Origin of the sequence: Kitasatospora sp. NPDC048286, from assembly GCF_043201735.1 — a bacterium.
Classification (GTDB): domain Bacteria; phylum Actinomycetota; class Actinomycetes; order Streptomycetales; family Streptomycetaceae; genus Kitasatospora.
Genome location: NZ_JBICZE010000001.1, coordinates 212,040 through 227,118, shown reverse-complemented (window position 1 = coordinate 227,118; position 15,079 = coordinate 212,040). Strand labels below are relative to the sequence as shown.

9 protein-coding genes and 1 tRNA gene are annotated in these 15,079 nt (G+C 70.8%); all 10 read left to right on the top strand.

What is annotated here, in order from left to right; genetic code table 11:
* Positions 1 to 646: 646 nt before the first annotated feature.
* A complete protein-coding gene (rpoB, locus tag ACGF13_RS01045; protein WP_392867437.1) occupies positions 647 to 4,123 on the top strand; it encodes a DNA-directed RNA polymerase subunit beta in 3,477 nt (1,158 codons plus the stop codon).
* A gap of 98 nt (positions 4,124 to 4,221) precedes the next feature.
* Complete coding sequence (locus ACGF13_RS01040; RefSeq protein WP_392867434.1) at positions 4,222 to 8,115, top strand: DNA-directed RNA polymerase subunit beta'; 3,894 nt, start codon at positions 4,222 to 4,224, stop codon at positions 8,113 to 8,115.
* 143 nt (positions 8,116 to 8,258) lie between these two features.
* Positions 8,259 to 8,332: transfer RNA gene (locus ACGF13_RS01035), tRNA-Met, on the top strand.
* 173 nt (positions 8,333 to 8,505) lie between these two features.
* Positions 8,506 to 9,180: a DUF4097 family beta strand repeat-containing protein gene (locus ACGF13_RS01030; RefSeq protein ID WP_392867431.1), complete on the top strand. Its 675-nt coding sequence runs from the start codon at positions 8,506 to 8,508 to the stop codon at positions 9,178 to 9,180.
* A gap of 79 nt (positions 9,181 to 9,259) precedes the next feature.
* Positions 9,260 to 10,468 (top strand): sensor histidine kinase, encoded by a 1,209-nt coding sequence (locus ACGF13_RS01025; protein WP_392867429.1) that lies wholly within the window; start codon positions 9,260 to 9,262, stop codon positions 10,466 to 10,468.
* Complete coding sequence (locus tag ACGF13_RS01020; RefSeq protein WP_392867426.1) at positions 10,465 to 11,145, top strand: response regulator; 681 nt, start codon at positions 10,465 to 10,467, stop codon at positions 11,143 to 11,145. Before ACGF13_RS01025 ends, ACGF13_RS01020 begins: the two co-directional genes overlap by 4 nt.
* Before the next feature lie 114 nt (positions 11,146 to 11,259).
* Positions 11,260 to 11,886 (top strand): hypothetical protein, encoded by a 627-nt coding sequence (locus tag ACGF13_RS01015; protein WP_392867423.1) that lies wholly within the window; start codon positions 11,260 to 11,262, stop codon positions 11,884 to 11,886.
* 79 nt (positions 11,887 to 11,965) lie between these two features.
* Complete coding sequence (locus ACGF13_RS01010) at positions 11,966 to 12,706, top strand: NAD-dependent deacetylase (protein WP_392867420.1); 741 nt, start codon at positions 11,966 to 11,968, stop codon at positions 12,704 to 12,706.
* Between the two features lie 89 nt (positions 12,707 to 12,795).
* The gene (locus ACGF13_RS01005) at positions 12,796 to 14,010 is read left to right on the top strand and encodes a cytochrome P450 (protein ID WP_392867418.1); all 1,215 of its coding nucleotides are present in this window, start codon (positions 12,796 to 12,798) and stop codon (positions 14,008 to 14,010) included.
* Positions 14,011 to 14,029: 19 nt separating this feature from the next.
* Positions 14,030 to 15,028, top strand: a complete 999-nt coding sequence (locus tag ACGF13_RS01000) for an ADP-ribosylglycohydrolase family protein (protein ID WP_392867415.1) — start codon at positions 14,030 to 14,032, stop codon at positions 15,026 to 15,028.
* The last annotated feature ends 51 nt before the right edge of the window (positions 15,029 to 15,079 follow it).

Here is a 15,079-nt window from a genome sequence, read left to right as displayed (position 1 = left end):
CTTTTTCGCGTTTCCGGGCCGGGGCCGGGCCCCGTCGGGCCGTCCACGGCCCGGTTCCCCCGACCGGCCGGTCCGGCCCGCCGGTGCGGCCGGCGGCCCACTCGGCAGCGTCGGTGCCGGGGGGTATGGTGATCACCGTCGTCGAGGGCGGCCCCACCACGGTTTCTGTAACGCGGAGGGGCTCCGGACCGATAGACCGATCGAGGCCCGCACCGCCGGTGGGCCCTTGACGAACCCGGCGCGGCGCGCGATTCTCAAGGCGCGAGTCCGCCCGGTTGGTCCGCTGCTGGATGCATAACCAGTGGCTCCGGCGGGAAATGACTCCACGTGAGTTAGAGCAGTACCCGGTGGGCGCCTGCGCTCGCCGGCTACCGGGAGGAGTCTCCGATTCGGTCTCCGAATCAGAGCTGGACAGCAGTGTCGCCTTTGGCTACACTGTCCCTTTGCGCTGCCTGTTAGCTGCTCCGTGACTCGTCGCCCGGAGTTTGCGTTGCCCTGAAGGGGTCTGGCACCGCCTCCGCAAAGCGGCTCTGACCTGGGGTTTCGACTCCGGCAGAGGCCAGTGGCGAGGGAGGCGGCACCAAGCCCAAGCAGGCCCGGCTGGTACGCGCGTAGTGAGCTCCGAGCCCTCGGAAGGACCCCCCTCTTGGCCGCGCCGCGCAACGCCTCGAACAATTCCGCCGCATCCACCGCCCCGCTCCGCGTCTCCTTCGCGAAGATCAAGGAGCCCCTCGAGGTCCCGAACCTCCTGGCCCTGCAGACCGAGAGCTTTGACTGGCTGCTCGGCAACGCGGCCTGGAAGGCCCGGGTCGAGGCGGCCCTGGAGAGTGGTCAGGACGTCCCCACCAAGTCCGGTCTGGAGGAGATCTTCGAGGAGATCTCCCCGATCGAGGACTTCAGTGGGTCGATGTCGCTGACCTTCCGCGACCACCGTTTCGAGCCGCCGAAGAACTCCATTGACGAGTGCAAGGACCGCGACTTCACGTTCGCGGCCCCGCTCTTCGTCACGGCCGAGTTCACCAACAACGAGACCGGTGAGATCAAGTCTCAGACGGTCTTCATGGGCGATTTCCCGCTCATGACCCACAAGGGCACGTTCGTGATCAACGGCACCGAGCGTGTCGTCGTCTCGCAGCTGGTCCGCTCCCCGGGTGTGTACTTCGACTCCACCCTGGACAAGGTGTCCGACAAGGACATCTACTCCTGCAAGGTCATCCCCTCGCGTGGTGCCTGGCTGGAGATGGAGATCGACAAGCGCGACATGGTCGGCGTCCGCATCGACCGCAAGCGCAAGCAGTCCGTCACCGTGCTGCTCAAGGCGCTCGGCTGGACCAACGAGATGATTCTCGAGGAGTTCGGCGAGTACGAGTCGATGCGCGCCACCCTGGAGAAGGACCACACCCAGGGCCAGGACGACGCGCTGCTGGACATCTACCGCAAGCTGCGCCCGGGCGAGCCGCCCACGCGCGAGGCCGCGCAGACGCTTCTGGAGAACCTCTACTTCAACCCGAAGCGCTACGACCTCGCCAAGGTCGGCCGTTACAAGGTCAACCGCAAGCTGGGCAACGCCGAGTCGCTGGACTCCGGCGTGCTCACCGAGCCCGACATCATCGGTGCGATCAAGTACCTGGTGAAGCTGCACGCGGGCGAGACCGAGTGGCGTGACGACGAAGGCCGCGACATCGTGGTCGAGGTCGACGACATCGACCACTTCGGCAACCGCCGCCTGCGCAACGTCGGCGAGCTCATCCAGAACCAGGTCCGTACGGGTCTCGCCCGTATGGAGCGCGTCGTGCGCGAGCGCATGACCACCCAGGACGTCGAGGCGATCACGCCGCAGACCCTGATCAACATCCGGCCGGTCGTCGCCTCCATCAAGGAGTTCTTCGGCACCAGCCAGCTGTCGCAGTTCATGGACCAGACGAACCCGCTGTCGGGCCTGACCCACAAGCGTCGTCTGTCCGCGCTGGGCCCCGGTGGTCTGTCCCGTGAGCGGGCCGGCTTCGAGGTCCGTGACGTGCACCCCTCGCACTACGGCCGTATGTGTCCGATCGAGACCCCCGAAGGCCCGAACATCGGTCTGATCGGCTCGCTGGCCTCGTACGGCCGGGTCAACGCGTTCGGCTTCATCGAGACGCCGTACCGCAAGGTCGTCGACGGTGTGGTCACCGAGAAGGTGGACTACCTCACCGCCGACGAGGAGGACCGCTACGTCATCGCCCAGGCGAACGCGCCGCTGACCGAGGACCTGCACTTCGCGGAGCCGCGCGTCCTGGTCCGCCGCCGTGGTGGCGAGATCGACTACATCCCGGGCACCGAGATCGACTACATGGACGTCTCGCCGCGCCAGATGGTGTCGGTCGCGACCGCCATGATCCCCTTCCTCGAGCACGACGACGCCAACCGCGCGCTCATGGGCTCGAACATGATGCGCCAGGCGGTGCCGCTGCTGAAGAGCGAGGCTCCGCTGGTCGGTACCGGCATGGAGTACCGCTGCGCCGTCGACGCCGCGGACGTCATCACCGCCGAGAAGGCCGGTGTCGTCCAGGAGGTCTCGGCCGACTACGTCACCGTGGCCAACGACGACGGCACGTACACCACGTACCGCGCCGCCAAGTTCACCCGCTCCAACCAGGGCACCGCCTTCAACCAGAAGGTGCTCGTGGACGAGGGCGCCCGGGTCGAGTCCGGCCAGGTGCTGGCCGACGGCCCGTGCACCGACGAGGGCGAGATGGCCCTCGGCAAGAACCTGCTCGTGGCGTTCATGTCGTGGGAGGGTCACAACTACGAGGACGCGATCATCCTGTCGCAGCGCCTCGTGCAGGACGACGTCCTCTCCTCGATCCACATCGAGGAGCACGAGGTCGACGCCCGTGACACCAAGCTCGGCCCCGAGGAGATCACCCGGGACATCCCGAACGTCTCCGAGGAGGTCCTGGCGGACCTCGACGAGCGCGGCATCATCCGCATCGGCGCCGACGTCGTCACCGGCGACATCCTGGTCGGCAAGGTCACCCCGAAGGGTGAGACCGAGCTGACCCCGGAGGAGCGCCTGCTCCGCGCGATCTTCGGCGAGAAGGCCCGTGAGGTCCGCGACACCTCGCTGAAGGTCCCGCACGGTGAGTCCGGCAAGGTCATCGGCGTGCGCGTGTTCGACCGCGAGGAGGGCGACGAGCTTCCCCCGGGTGTCAACCAGCTGGTCCGCGTCTACGTGGCCCAGAAGCGCAAGATCACCAACGGTGACAAGCTCGCCGGCCGTCACGGCAACAAGGGTGTCATCTCCAAGATCCTCCCGGTCGAGGACATGCCGTTCCTCGAGGACGGCACCCCGGTCGACATCATCCTCAACCCGCTGGGTGTCCCGTCCCGAATGAACCCGGGACAGGTCCTGGAGATCCACCTCGGCTGGCTCGCCAAGCAGGGCTGGGACGTCTCCGGCCTCGCCGACGAGTGGGCCCAGCGACTCCAGGCGATCGGCGCCGACACCGTCCAGGGCGGCACCAACCTCGCCACCCCGGTCTTCGACGGCGCCCGCGAGGACGAGATCACCGGCCTGCTGGACAACACCACCCTCACCCGTGACGGTGAGCGCCTGGTGAACTCCACCGGCAAGGCCCGCCTGTTCGACGGCCGCTCCGGCGAGCCGTTCCCGATGCCGGTCTCGGTCGGCTACATGTACATCCTCAAGCTGCACCACCTGGTCGACGACAAGCTGCACGCCCGTTCGACCGGTCCGTACTCGATGATCACCCAGCAGCCGCTCGGTGGTAAGGCGCAGTTCGGTGGTCAGCGCTTCGGTGAGATGGAGGTGTGGGCCCTCGAGGCGTACGGCGCGGCCTACGCGCTCCAGGAGCTGCTCACCATCAAGTCCGACGACGTCCTCGGCCGAGTCAAGGTCTACGAGGCCATCGTCAAGGGCGAGAACATCCCCGAGCCCGGCATTCCCGAGTCCTTCAAGGTCCTCATCAAGGAAATGCAGTCGCTCTGCCTCAACGTGGAGGTGCTGTCCTCGGACGGCCAGTCCATCGAGATGCGGGACTCCGACGAGGACGTGTTCCGCGCCGCCGAGGAGCTCGGCATCGACCTGTCCCGGCGCGAGCCGAGCAGCGTCGAAGAGGTCTGACGGAGGCTGGGCCGGCCGCAGCAGCGGCCGGCCCGCCCCCAGGCCCCCCTCAGACCACATGAACGACTCTCGACTTACGAAAGAGGGCTTGACGACCAGTGCTTGACGTCAACTTCTTCGACGAGCTCCGCATCGGCCTGGCCACCGCCGACGACATCCGCCAGTGGTCGCACGGCGAGGTCAAGAAGCCGGAGACCATCAACTACCGCACCCTGAAGCCCGAAAAGGACGGCCTCTTCTGCGAGAAGATCTTCGGCCCCACCCGGGACTGGGAGTGCTACTGCGGTAAGTACAAGCGCGTCCGCTTCAAGGGCATCATCTGCGAGCGCTGCGGCGTCGAGGTGACCCGCGCCAAGGTGCGCCGCGAGCGGATGGGCCACATCGAGCTGGCCGCCCCGGTCACCCACATCTGGTACTTCAAGGGCGTGCCGTCCCGTCTGGGCTACCTGCTCGACCTGGCGCCGAAGGACCTCGAGAAGGTCATCTACTTCGCCGCCTACATGATCACCTGGGTCGACGACGAGCGCCGCCAGCGCGACCTGCCGTCCCTGGAGGCGCACGTCTCGGTCGAGCGCCAGCAGATCGAGAACCGTCGCGACTCCGACCTCGAGGCCCGTGCCAAGAAGGCCGAGACCGACCTGGCCGAGCTGGAGGCCGAGGGCGCCAAGGCCGACGTGCGCCGCAAGGTGCGCGAGGGCGCCGAGCGCGAGATGAAGCAGCTGCGCGACCGCGCGCAGCGCGAGCTCGACCGCCTCGACGAGGTGTGGGCCCGCTTCAAGAACCTCAAGGTCCAGGACCTCGAGGGCGACGAGCTGCTCTACCGCGAGCTGCGCGACCGCTTCGGCACCTACTTCTCCGGCTCGATGGGCGCGGCGGCCCTCAAGGACCGCCTCGAGACCTTCGACCTGGCGGAGGAGTCCGAGCGCCTGCGCGAGATCATCCGCACCGGCAAGGGCCAGAAGAAGACCCGTGCGCTCAAGCGCCTCAAGGTCGTCTCCGCGTTCCTGCAGACCACCAACAAGCCCAACGGCATGGTGCTGGACTGCGTCCCGGTCATCCCGCCGGACCTGCGTCCGATGGTGCAGCTGGACGGTGGCCGCTTCGCGACCTCCGACCTGAACGACCTGTACCGCCGCGTGATCAACCGCAACAACCGCCTGAAGCGCCTGCTCGACCTCGGTGCCCCCGAGATCATCGTGAACAACGAGAAGCGCATGCTCCAGGAGGCCGTCGACGCGCTGTTCGACAACGGCCGCCGCGGCCGTCCGGTCACCGGCCCGGGCAACCGCCCGCTGAAGTCCCTCAGCGACATGCTGAAGGGCAAGCAGGGTCGTTTCCGTCAGAACCTGCTCGGCAAGCGAGTCGACTACTCGGCCCGTTCGGTCATCGTCGTCGGCCCGCAGCTCAAGCTGCACCAGTGCGGTCTGCCGAAGGCCATGGCGCTGGAGCTCTTCAAGCCGTTCGTGATGAAGCGCCTGGTCGACCTGAACCACGCGCAGAACATCAAGTCGGCCAAGCGCATGGTCGAGCGTGCCCGTCCGGTCGTGTGGGACGTGCTCGAAGAGGTCATCGCCGAGCACCCGGTCCTGCTGAACCGTGCGCCCACCCTGCACCGCCTCGGCATCCAGGCCTTCGAGCCGCAGCTGGTCGAGGGCAAGGCCATCCAGATCCACCCGCTCGTCTGCACCGCGTTCAACGCGGACTTCGACGGTGACCAGATGGCCGTCCACCTGCCGCTCTCCGCGGAGGCGCAGGCCGAGGCCCGCATCCTGATGCTGTCCTCGAACAACATCCTGAAGCCGGCCGACGGTCGCCCCGTCACCATGCCGACCCAGGACATGGTGCTCGGTCTGTTCTTCCTGACCTCGGACCGCGAGAACGTGAAGGGCGCCGGTCGCACCTTCTCGTCGACCGCCGAGGCGATCATGGCCTTCGACGCCCGCGACCTGGACGTCCAGGCCCCGATTGAGCTGCGCCTGCCGGCCGGCACCGTCCCGCCGCGCGGCTGGACCGCCCCGGTGGACGAGGACGGCCAGTCGAGCTGGTTCGACGGCGAGCCCTTCCGCCTGACCACCACCCTGGGCCGCGCGCTCTTCAACGAGCTGCTGCCCGAGGACTACCCGTTCGTCGACTACGAGGTGGGCAAGAAGCAGCTCTCCGCGATCGTCAACGACCTGGCGGAGCGCTACCCCAAGGTCGTCGTCGCGGCGACCCTGGACAACCTGAAGGCGGCCGGTTTCCACTGGTCGACCCGCTCGGGTGTCACCGTCTCGATCTCGGACGTCGTCGTCCCGCCGAGCAAGCCCCAGATCCTGGAGGGCTACGAGGCGAAGGCGGAGAAGGTCCAGCGTCAGTACGAGCGCGGCCTGATCACCAACGACGAGCGCAAGCAGGAGCTCATCGGCATCTGGACCCAGGCGACCAACGAGGTCGCCGAGGCCATGAACGTGAACTTCCCGAAGACGAACCCCATCTTCATGATGGTCGACTCGGGTGCACGTGGAAACATGATGCAGATGCGCCAGATCGCCGGTATGCGTGGTCTGGTGTCGAACGCCAAGAACGAGACCATCCCGCGACCCATCAAGGCGTCGTTCCGTGAGGGTCTGTCCGTGCTGGAGTACTTCATCTCCACCCACGGTGCCCGTAAGGGTCTGGCCGACACCGCCCTCCGTACCGCCGACTCCGGTTACCTCACCCGTCGTCTGGTCGACGTCTCCCAGGACGTCATCATTCGCGAGGAGGACTGCGGCACCGAGCGCGGCCTGAAGCTGGCGATCGGCTCCGTGGGTGCGGACGGCGTCCTGCGCAAGGCCGACGACGTCGAGACCAGCGTCTACGCCCGCATGCTGGCCGAGGACATCACGGTGGACGGCAAGCTCCTCGCCACCGCCAACACCGACCTCGGTGACGTCCTGATCGACGAGCTGATCCGCCACGGCATCGGCGAGGTCAAGACCCGCTCGATCCTGACCTGTGAGTCGGCCGTCGGCACCTGCGCCATGTGCTACGGGCGCTCGCTGGCCACCGGCAAGCTGGTCGACATCGGTGAGGCGGTCGGCATCATCGCCGCCCAGTCCATCGGTGAGCCCGGTACCCAGCTGACCATGCGTACCTTCCACACCGGTGGTGTGGCCGGTGACGACATCACCCAGGGTCTGCCGCGTGTCGTCGAGCTCTTCGAGGCCCGTACCCCCAAGGGTGTGGCCCCGATCTCGGAGGCGCAGGGCCGGGTCCGCATCGAGGACACCGAGAAGACCCGCAAGCTGGTCATCACGCCGGACGACGGCAGCGAGGAGATCGCCTACCCGGTCTCGAAGCGCGTGAAGCTGCTGGTCAGCGAGGGCGAGGCGGTCGAGGTCGGCCAGAAGCTGACCATGGGTGCCACCAACCCGCACGACGTCCTGCGCATCATGGGCCAGCGTGCCGTCCAGATCCACCTGGTCGCCGAGGTCCAGAAGGTCTACAACTCGCAGGGTGTGTCGATCCACGACAAGCACATCGAGATCATCATCCGGCAGATGCTCCGCCGCGTGACGATCATCGAGTCGGGCGACGCCGAGCTGCTGCCCGGCGAGCTGGTCGAGCGCGGTCGCTTCGAGCAGGAGAACCGCCGCGTCGTCGCCGAGGGCGGTCACCCCGCCTCCGGCCGTCCGCAGCTGATGGGTATCACCAAGGCCTCGCTGGCCACCGAGTCCTGGCTGTCGGCCGCCTCCTTCCAGGAGACGACCCGGGTCCTCACCGACGCGGCGATCCACGCCAAGTCGGACCCGCTGCTGGGCCTCAAGGAGAACGTCATCCTCGGTAAGCTCATCCCGGCCGGTACGGGTCTGCCCCGCTACCGCAACATCCGGGTCGAGCCGACCGAGGAGGCCAAGGCCGCGATGTACTCGGCCGTCGGCTACGACGACTACGACCTGTCGCCCTTCGGCGCCGGCTCCGGCCAGGCGGTCCCGCTGGACGACTACGACTACGGCCCGTACACCGGCTGAGTCGCGTAGCACCGACCGCAGGGCGGTCACCCTCACGGGTGGCCGCCCTGCGGCGTTCCCGGGCCCCTTTCGAGGCTGCGCGGGTGGCGGACGGAATCCGATTAGGTCATACGGCCGAAGTCGCGTAAGCTTCTGTTCACCGACGCGGGGTGGAGCAGCTCGGTAGCTCGCTGGGCTCATAACCCAGAGGTCGCAGGTTCAAATCCTGTCCCCGCTACTCAGTACGAAGGGCCCGGAGGCATTCAGCCTCCGGGCCCTTCGGCGTTCCCGGGGCGGGCGGCTCCGTCGTGCGGGGGAGGGGCGGGAACCGCTCCGGCGGGGGAGGCGGTGGGGGAGGCGGCCGCGGGAGGGTTCTCGGCGTCGGGACGAGGGTTTTCGAAGGGGCCGGGGATGAAGCGGGTGCTGGGCGCGGTGGCGATCACGGCGGGGGTCGTGCTGGGGATGCAGGGGTGCCTGCCGTTCGGGGGCGAGGACGAGCACCGGACGCTGAGCTACGGGGTGGCGGAGCCGGTCCGGGAACTCGTCGTCGAGGGGCTCGACGGCGGCGTGGTGGTGAACGGCGGCGGCGACGGCGTGCACGTGGTCGAGCGGCAGAACTACTCGGGGGACGTACCGAAGAGCAGCCACGAGGTGGCGGACGGCGTGCTGAAGCTGACGTACGACTGCGGTCACTGCGGGATCGGCTACACGGTGCAGGTGCCGGCCGGGACCAAGGTGCGGGTCAAGGAGGGCAACGGCGGCGTCAGGCTGTCCGGGCTGGCCGGCGAGGCGGAGGCCGAGGTGACCAACGGCGGCGTCGAGGCCGACGGGCTGCGGTCCCCGAAGGTGCGGCTGACCGCGGTGAACGGCGGGGTGCGGGCCGACTTCGCGGTGGCGCCGTCGACGGTCGAGGCGAGCACCACGAACGGCGGGGTGCGGCTGCGGGTGCCGGTCGGGGAGGCCTACGCGGTGGACGCCCGGGCCTCGGTCGGCGGGGTGGAGGTGGGCATCCCGTCGAAGCCGGGGGCGGAGCGCCGGATCACCGCGCGGGCGGACACCGGCGGTGTGACGGTCACCGGTGCCTGACCGGGCCGTTCCGGAGGTCCTGCCGCTGGGGCATGATCTTCTCCGCGGGGGCGGCGTCCCCGGCTACGGGGGAGGTGCGGTGGTGGAGCGCGCGGCGCGGTGGCGGACGGGGCGGATCCGGCGGGAGTGGGCGACCGGCCCGAGCCCGTACGTCCTGGACACCTTCCTGGCGGTCTGCTCGGCGGCGGTGTCGGTCTGGTCGGTCTACCACGACGACACGGACTGGCCCTGGTGGGTCTACCTGCTGGCGGTGTCCACCGCGCTGTTCCTGCCCTGGCGGCGGCGGATCACGCTGCCCCTCATGGTCGTGGGCAGCGTGCCCGCGGTGCTGGTGACGGTGCTCGCGCACTCGGCGAACCCGCAGATGCCGCTGTACGCGGTGATCGGGATGTACACCGTGGCGGAGCGCTTTCCGGACTGGCAGCGCTGGCCGGTGCTGGCGTTCGTGGTGGTCGCCAACGTGATCGGCACCCATTCGCCGAACGGCGCGCTGTTCAGCGTGCTCACCTCGGGCGGCTCCTTCGTGTTCGGCTCGCTGGTGCGCGCCCAGCGGCAGTTGGCCCGGGTACAGGCGGAGCGGGCCCGGGAGGCCGGGGAGCGGGCGGCGAGCGACGCGGCCCGGGCGGTGGCGGAGGAGCGGGCCCGGATCGCCCGGGAGATGCACGACATCCTGGCGCACGCCGTCTCGCTGATGGTGATCCAGGCCGAGGCCGGGCCGGTGGTGGTGCGCGGCGATCCGGACCGGGCGATCCGCGCGTTCGACACCATCGCCGACGCGGGCCGGGACGCGATGGTCCAGCTGCGGCGGGTGCTCGGGGTGCTGAAGGACCCGGAGGCGGGCCGGCAGCTGGCGCCCCAGCCCCGGCTGGCCGAGCTCGCCGGGGTGGCCGATCGGGTGCGTGCGGCGGGGCTGCGGGTGGACCTCGAGCTCCCGGCGGAGCAGGACCCGCTGCCGGCCGACGTGGAGGCGGCGGCGTTCCGGATCGTGCAGGAGGCGCTGACCAACACGGTCAAGCACGCCGGGGCGGACCGGGCGGCGATCCGGGTCCGGCGGGCCGGGGAGGTGCTGGAGGTCGTGGTCTCGGACAACGGCCGTGGGGTGCCGGCGCCCGCCGGCCGTACCGTGGTCGGCTGGTCCGGCGGCCGCGGGCTGGTCGGCATCCGGGAGCGGGCGGCGGCCTGCGGCGGGCGGGCCGAGGCCGGGCCGGGCCCGGAGGGCAGGGGTTTCCTGGTGAGCGCCCGGCTGCCGCTGGGCACGGGCGAAGTGGTGGAGGGAGTGGGCGGATGACGCCGATCCGGGTGGTCGTCGCGGACGACCAGGAGCTGGTGCGGGCCGGGTTCGGGATGATCCTGGACGCGCAGCCGGACATCGAGGTGGTGGCCGAGGCCCGCGACGGCGCCGAGGCGGTCGAGGCGGTGCGCGCGCACGGCCCGGACGTGCTGCTGCTGGACGTCCGGATGCCGGTGATGGACGGGCTGGAGGCGGCCCGCCGGGTGTGCGCCGAGTTCCCGGCCACCAAGGTGATCATGCTGACCACCTTCGACATCGACGACTACGTCTTCGACGCGCTGTACGCGGGCGCCAGCGGCTTCCTGCTCAAGGACGTCCGGCGGGACGACCTGGCGCACGGGGTGCGGATGGTCGCCTCGGGAGAGGCGCTGCTCGCGCCCTCGGTGACCAGGCGGCTGATCGGCGAGTTCGCGGCCCGCCGGCCGGGGGCGCCGGAGCGGGCGGTGCGGCCGCCGTCGCGGCTGCTGGAGCAGCTGACCCTGCGCGAGCAGGAGACGCTGCGGCTGATCGCCCGCGGGCTGTCCAACGCGGAGATCGCGGCCGAGCTGGTGGTCAGCGAGCACACGGTGAAGACGCACGTCAGCAATGTGCTGAGCAAGCTCGGGCTGCGGGACCGGGTGCACGCGGTGGTGTTCGCGTACGAGGCCGGGGCGGTGGTGGCGGGGGAGTCCTGACGGGCTCCCCCGTGCGGGGGAGGCGGCCCTTTCGCCGGTGCGGGTGATCCGGGACGAGGGCCCGGGCGGCCAGGCTCTGCGGTGTCGGAACGGACCACACCACCGGAGGTCAGGATGAACGCCACCTCGGACGCCCGAACCACCCGCATCGCCCGCCTCACCCCGTACGCCGTCGTCGGCGCCCCCGCGCTGATGGCGCTCTACGGCGGCATCCGGCTGGTGCCGGGCTCCCGGGCGCCGGGCCCCGGCTGGACGGCCGGCCACGCCGCGATGTTCGCCGGGCTGCTGCTGTTCGTCCCGGTCCTGCTCGCCCTGTACCGGCGGCTCGCCCCGCGCGGCACGGCCGGGCGGGTCGGGGCCGGGGCGGCCCTGGGGGCGGCCTTCGCGGGGCTGCTCTGCTCGCTGGCGCAGATCGGCGTCGACCTGGTCGTCGGGCTGGTGGCGGCGGACAAGGCCGAGCAGTCCCGGCTGTTCGACCGGGTGCAGGGCGTCCCCGGCGTGCTGCCGGCCGTCTACCAGGTCGGGCCGCTGCTCTTCTACGTCGGCCTGCTGGCGCTGCTGACCGCCGCCGCGGCGGGCCGCTCCCGGGCGCTGCCGTGGTGGAGCCCGGCGCTGGTGCTGCTCGGCACCCTGGCCACCGGCGTCGACCTGGCCCTCATCCCGCTCGCCGCCGCCTGCTACCTGCTCGCCCTGGCCCCGCTGGCCCGCCCGGCCGCCGCGCCGCGGGCCGCGCTGGCCTGATGTGCGCCCTTCGGCCCGAAACGGCCCCCGCCGGATTTTCGGTGGCCGCCGACGGGCCGTCGGCCGTACCGTCCGGGGTATGAACGCGAAGCGCCCCCTGGTCGCCGTGCTCACCGGCGCGGGCATCTCGACGGACTCCGGCATCCCCGACTACCGCGGCCCGAAGGGGCTGTGGCAGAAGGACCCGTCGGCGCAGGAGCTGGTCACCATCGAGCCGTACCGGGACGATCCGCGGGTGCGCCGGCGGGCCTGGCGGATGCGGCTGGAGACGGCCGCCCTGGCCGCCGAGCCGAACGCCGGGCACCGCGCGCTGGTCGACCTGGAGCGCTCCGGGCTGCCGACGCGGGTGCTCACCCAGAACATCGACGGGCTGCACCAGGAGTCCGGGCTGACCGCCCGCAAGGTGCTGGAGCTGCACGGCAACCTCCGGGAGACGCAGTGCCTGCGCTGCCGGGTGGTCGGTCCGATGGCGCAGGCGCTGGCGCGGGTCGAGGCGGGGGAGCCGGACCCGGAGTGCCGGGAGTGCGGGGGGATCCTCAAGCCGAACATCGTGATGTTCGGCGAGAACCTGGACCCGGAGGTGCTCGGGCAGGCCGACTCGATCGTCCGGGCCTGCGACGTCTTCATCGCGGTCGGCACCAGCCTCCAGGTGTTCCCGGTGGCGGCGCTGCCGTACAACGCGGTGAAGACCGGGGCGAAGCTGATCATCGTGAACGGCGAGCCCACCCCGTACGACGAGGCCGCGGCCGAGGTGATCCGGGAGTCGATCTCGGAGGCGCTGCCGAAGCTGGTGCGCCGACTTGTACGGGAACGGGCCTGATCAGGGGCCGGAAGGTCGTATTCCCGGATGTACCGCGTGCGTACGATGATCGTTCCGGCTTCCCCCTTCTGGCCTGGAGTGATCGACCGATGACGACGACGGCGAAGTTCGACCCCTGGTCGGCGGAGTTCGTGGCCCACCCGTACGACGCGTACGCCGAACTGCGCGAGCACGCGCCGGTGACGTACTTCGAGCCGACGAACCAGTGGCTCGTCTCGCGCTTCGAGGACGTCAGCGCTTTGCTGCGCGACCGGCGACTGGGCCGCACCTACACCCACCGCTTCAGCCACGAGGAGTTCGGCCGCACCGCGCCCGACCCGGCGCACGAGCCCTTCCACACCCTGAACGACCACGGGCTGCTGGACCTCGAAGGGCCGGACCACACCCGGCTGCGCCGGCTGGTCTCCAAGGCCTTCACCCCGCGCATGGTCGAGGGCCTGCGCCCCACCGTGCGCCGGCTGGCCGGGGAACTGGTCGACGAGCTGCTCGCGGCCGGCGGCGGCGACCTGATCGCCGCCGTCGCCGAGCCGCTGCCCGTCGCCGTGATCGCCGAGATGCTCGGCGTGCCGGAGGGCGACCGGCACCTGCTGCGGCCGTGGTCCGCCGACATCACCGGGATGTTCGAGCTCAACCCGAGCGAGGAGGTCGCCCGCCGGGCCGTCACCGCCAGCATCGAGTTCTCCGACTACCTGCGCACCCTGATCCGCGAACGCCGGGCGAACCCGGGGACGGACCTGATCAGCGCGCTCATCCAGGCCCAGGAGGGCTCCGACGCGCTCAGCGAGCAGGAGATGATCTCCACCTGCGTGCTGCTGCTCAACGCCGGCCACGAGGCGACCGTCAACACCACCGGCAACGGCTGGTGGGCGCTGTTCCGCAACCCCGGGGAGCTCGCCCGGCTGCGCGGCTCGGTCGACGAGCTGCTGCCCACCGCCGTCGAGGAGCTGATGCGCTGGGACACCCCGCTGCAGATGTTCGAGCGCTGGGTGCTGGAGGACATCGAGGTCCGCGGCGTCACCATCCCGCGCGGCGCCGAGATCGCCCTGCTCTTCGGCTCCGCCAACCGCGACCCCGAGCGCTTCGCCGACCCGGACCGCCTCGACCTCGGCCGCACCGACAACCCGCACATCACCTTCGGCGCCGGAATCCACTTCTGCCTCGGCGCCCCGCTTGCCAGACTGGAACTCACCGAGTCCTACGGCACGCTGCTGCGCCGGGCCCCGGGCCTGCGGCTGGTCCGCGAGCCCGAGTGGAACCCGGGCTACGTGATCCGCGGGCTCAAGGAGCTGTTGGTCGAGGTGTGACGGAGGAGGGGGAGCTGCCGTGGGCAAGGCGACGGGGGCGCTGCTGGGTCTGGCGATCGGGGACGCGCTGGGCAAGGAGACCGAGTTCCACGAGGTCGAGGAGATCGCCTGGATCCATCCCGACTGGCGGCGACTCCCGCTGCCCAAGCGGGCGCTGGTCACCGACGACACCCAGATGACGCTCGCCCTCGCCCGCGGCCTGCGCACCGCCCTGGAGCGCGGGCCGCTCACCCCGCTGCGGCTGGAGCGGCCGGTCCGCGAGGAGTTCGTCGACTGGTGGCGCTCCCCGCAGAACAACCGCGCCCCCGGCATGACCTGCCTGCGCGCCTGTCAGCGGCTCAGCCACCCGGAGTACCGCTGGCAGCAGGCCAGCGACGTCGGCTCCAAGGGCTGCGGCGCCAACATGCGGGTCGCCCCGGTCGGACTGGTCCGCGGCCTGGACGCCCGGCAGCTCTCCGGCGCCGCCCAGCTGCAGTCCGCGCTCACCCACGGCCACCCGACCGCCCTCGCCGCCGGCGACCTCACCGCGTACGCCGTGCGGCGGCTGGCCGAGGGCGTCCGGCCGGCCGACCTGCCCGCGGCGCTGCGGGCGTACGCGCTGGCGAGCCGGGAGCGGTACGACGGGTTCTGGCTCGGCGACCTCGCCGACCGCTGGCACGACCCCTCCCCGCAGGCCGGCATGGCCCGGGGCTGGGAGGAGTGCCTCACGGTGCTCGACCGACTGGACGCCGCGCTCGCCGCGCCCGACGTCGAGGCCGACCCGTGCCTGGCCACCGGAGAGGGCTGGATCGCCGAGGAGGCCCTCGGCACCGGCCTGCTCTGCTTCCTGCTGCTGCCCGACGACCCGGTGGCGGCCGTCCGCCGGGCCGCGTACTCCAGCGGCGACTCCGACTCGCTGGCCTGTCTGACCGGCGCCTTCGCGGGCGCCCACCACGGCGAGGCGGCCTGGCCGGCCGACTGGGTGGAGCGGATCGAGCACCGGGACGAACTGCTGGAGTTCGGGGCGCTCTGGGACTGATTCGGGCCCGCCGGGCGGGGCGGGCCGGGCGGAACCGGTCGGCGGGGCGGC

Excerpts from the sequence above, each read along its gene's own strand:
- ACGF13_RS01010 (WP_392867420.1), top strand. The coding sequence starts at position 11,966 with ATGAACGCGAAGCGCCCCCTGGTCGCCGTGCTCACCGGCGCGGGCATC.
- ACGF13_RS01020 (WP_392867426.1), top strand. The coding sequence starts at position 10,465 with ATGACGCCGATCCGGGTGGTCGTCGCGGACGACCAGGAGCTGGTGCGG.
- ACGF13_RS01005 (WP_392867418.1), top strand. The coding sequence starts at position 12,796 with ATGACGACGACGGCGAAGTTCGACCCCTGGTCGGCGGAGTTCGTGGCC.
- ACGF13_RS01030 (WP_392867431.1), top strand. The coding sequence starts at position 8,506 with ATGAAGCGGGTGCTGGGCGCGGTGGCGATCACGGCGGGGGTCGTGCTG.
- ACGF13_RS01015 (WP_392867423.1), top strand. The coding sequence starts at position 11,260 with ATGAACGCCACCTCGGACGCCCGAACCACCCGCATCGCCCGCCTCACC.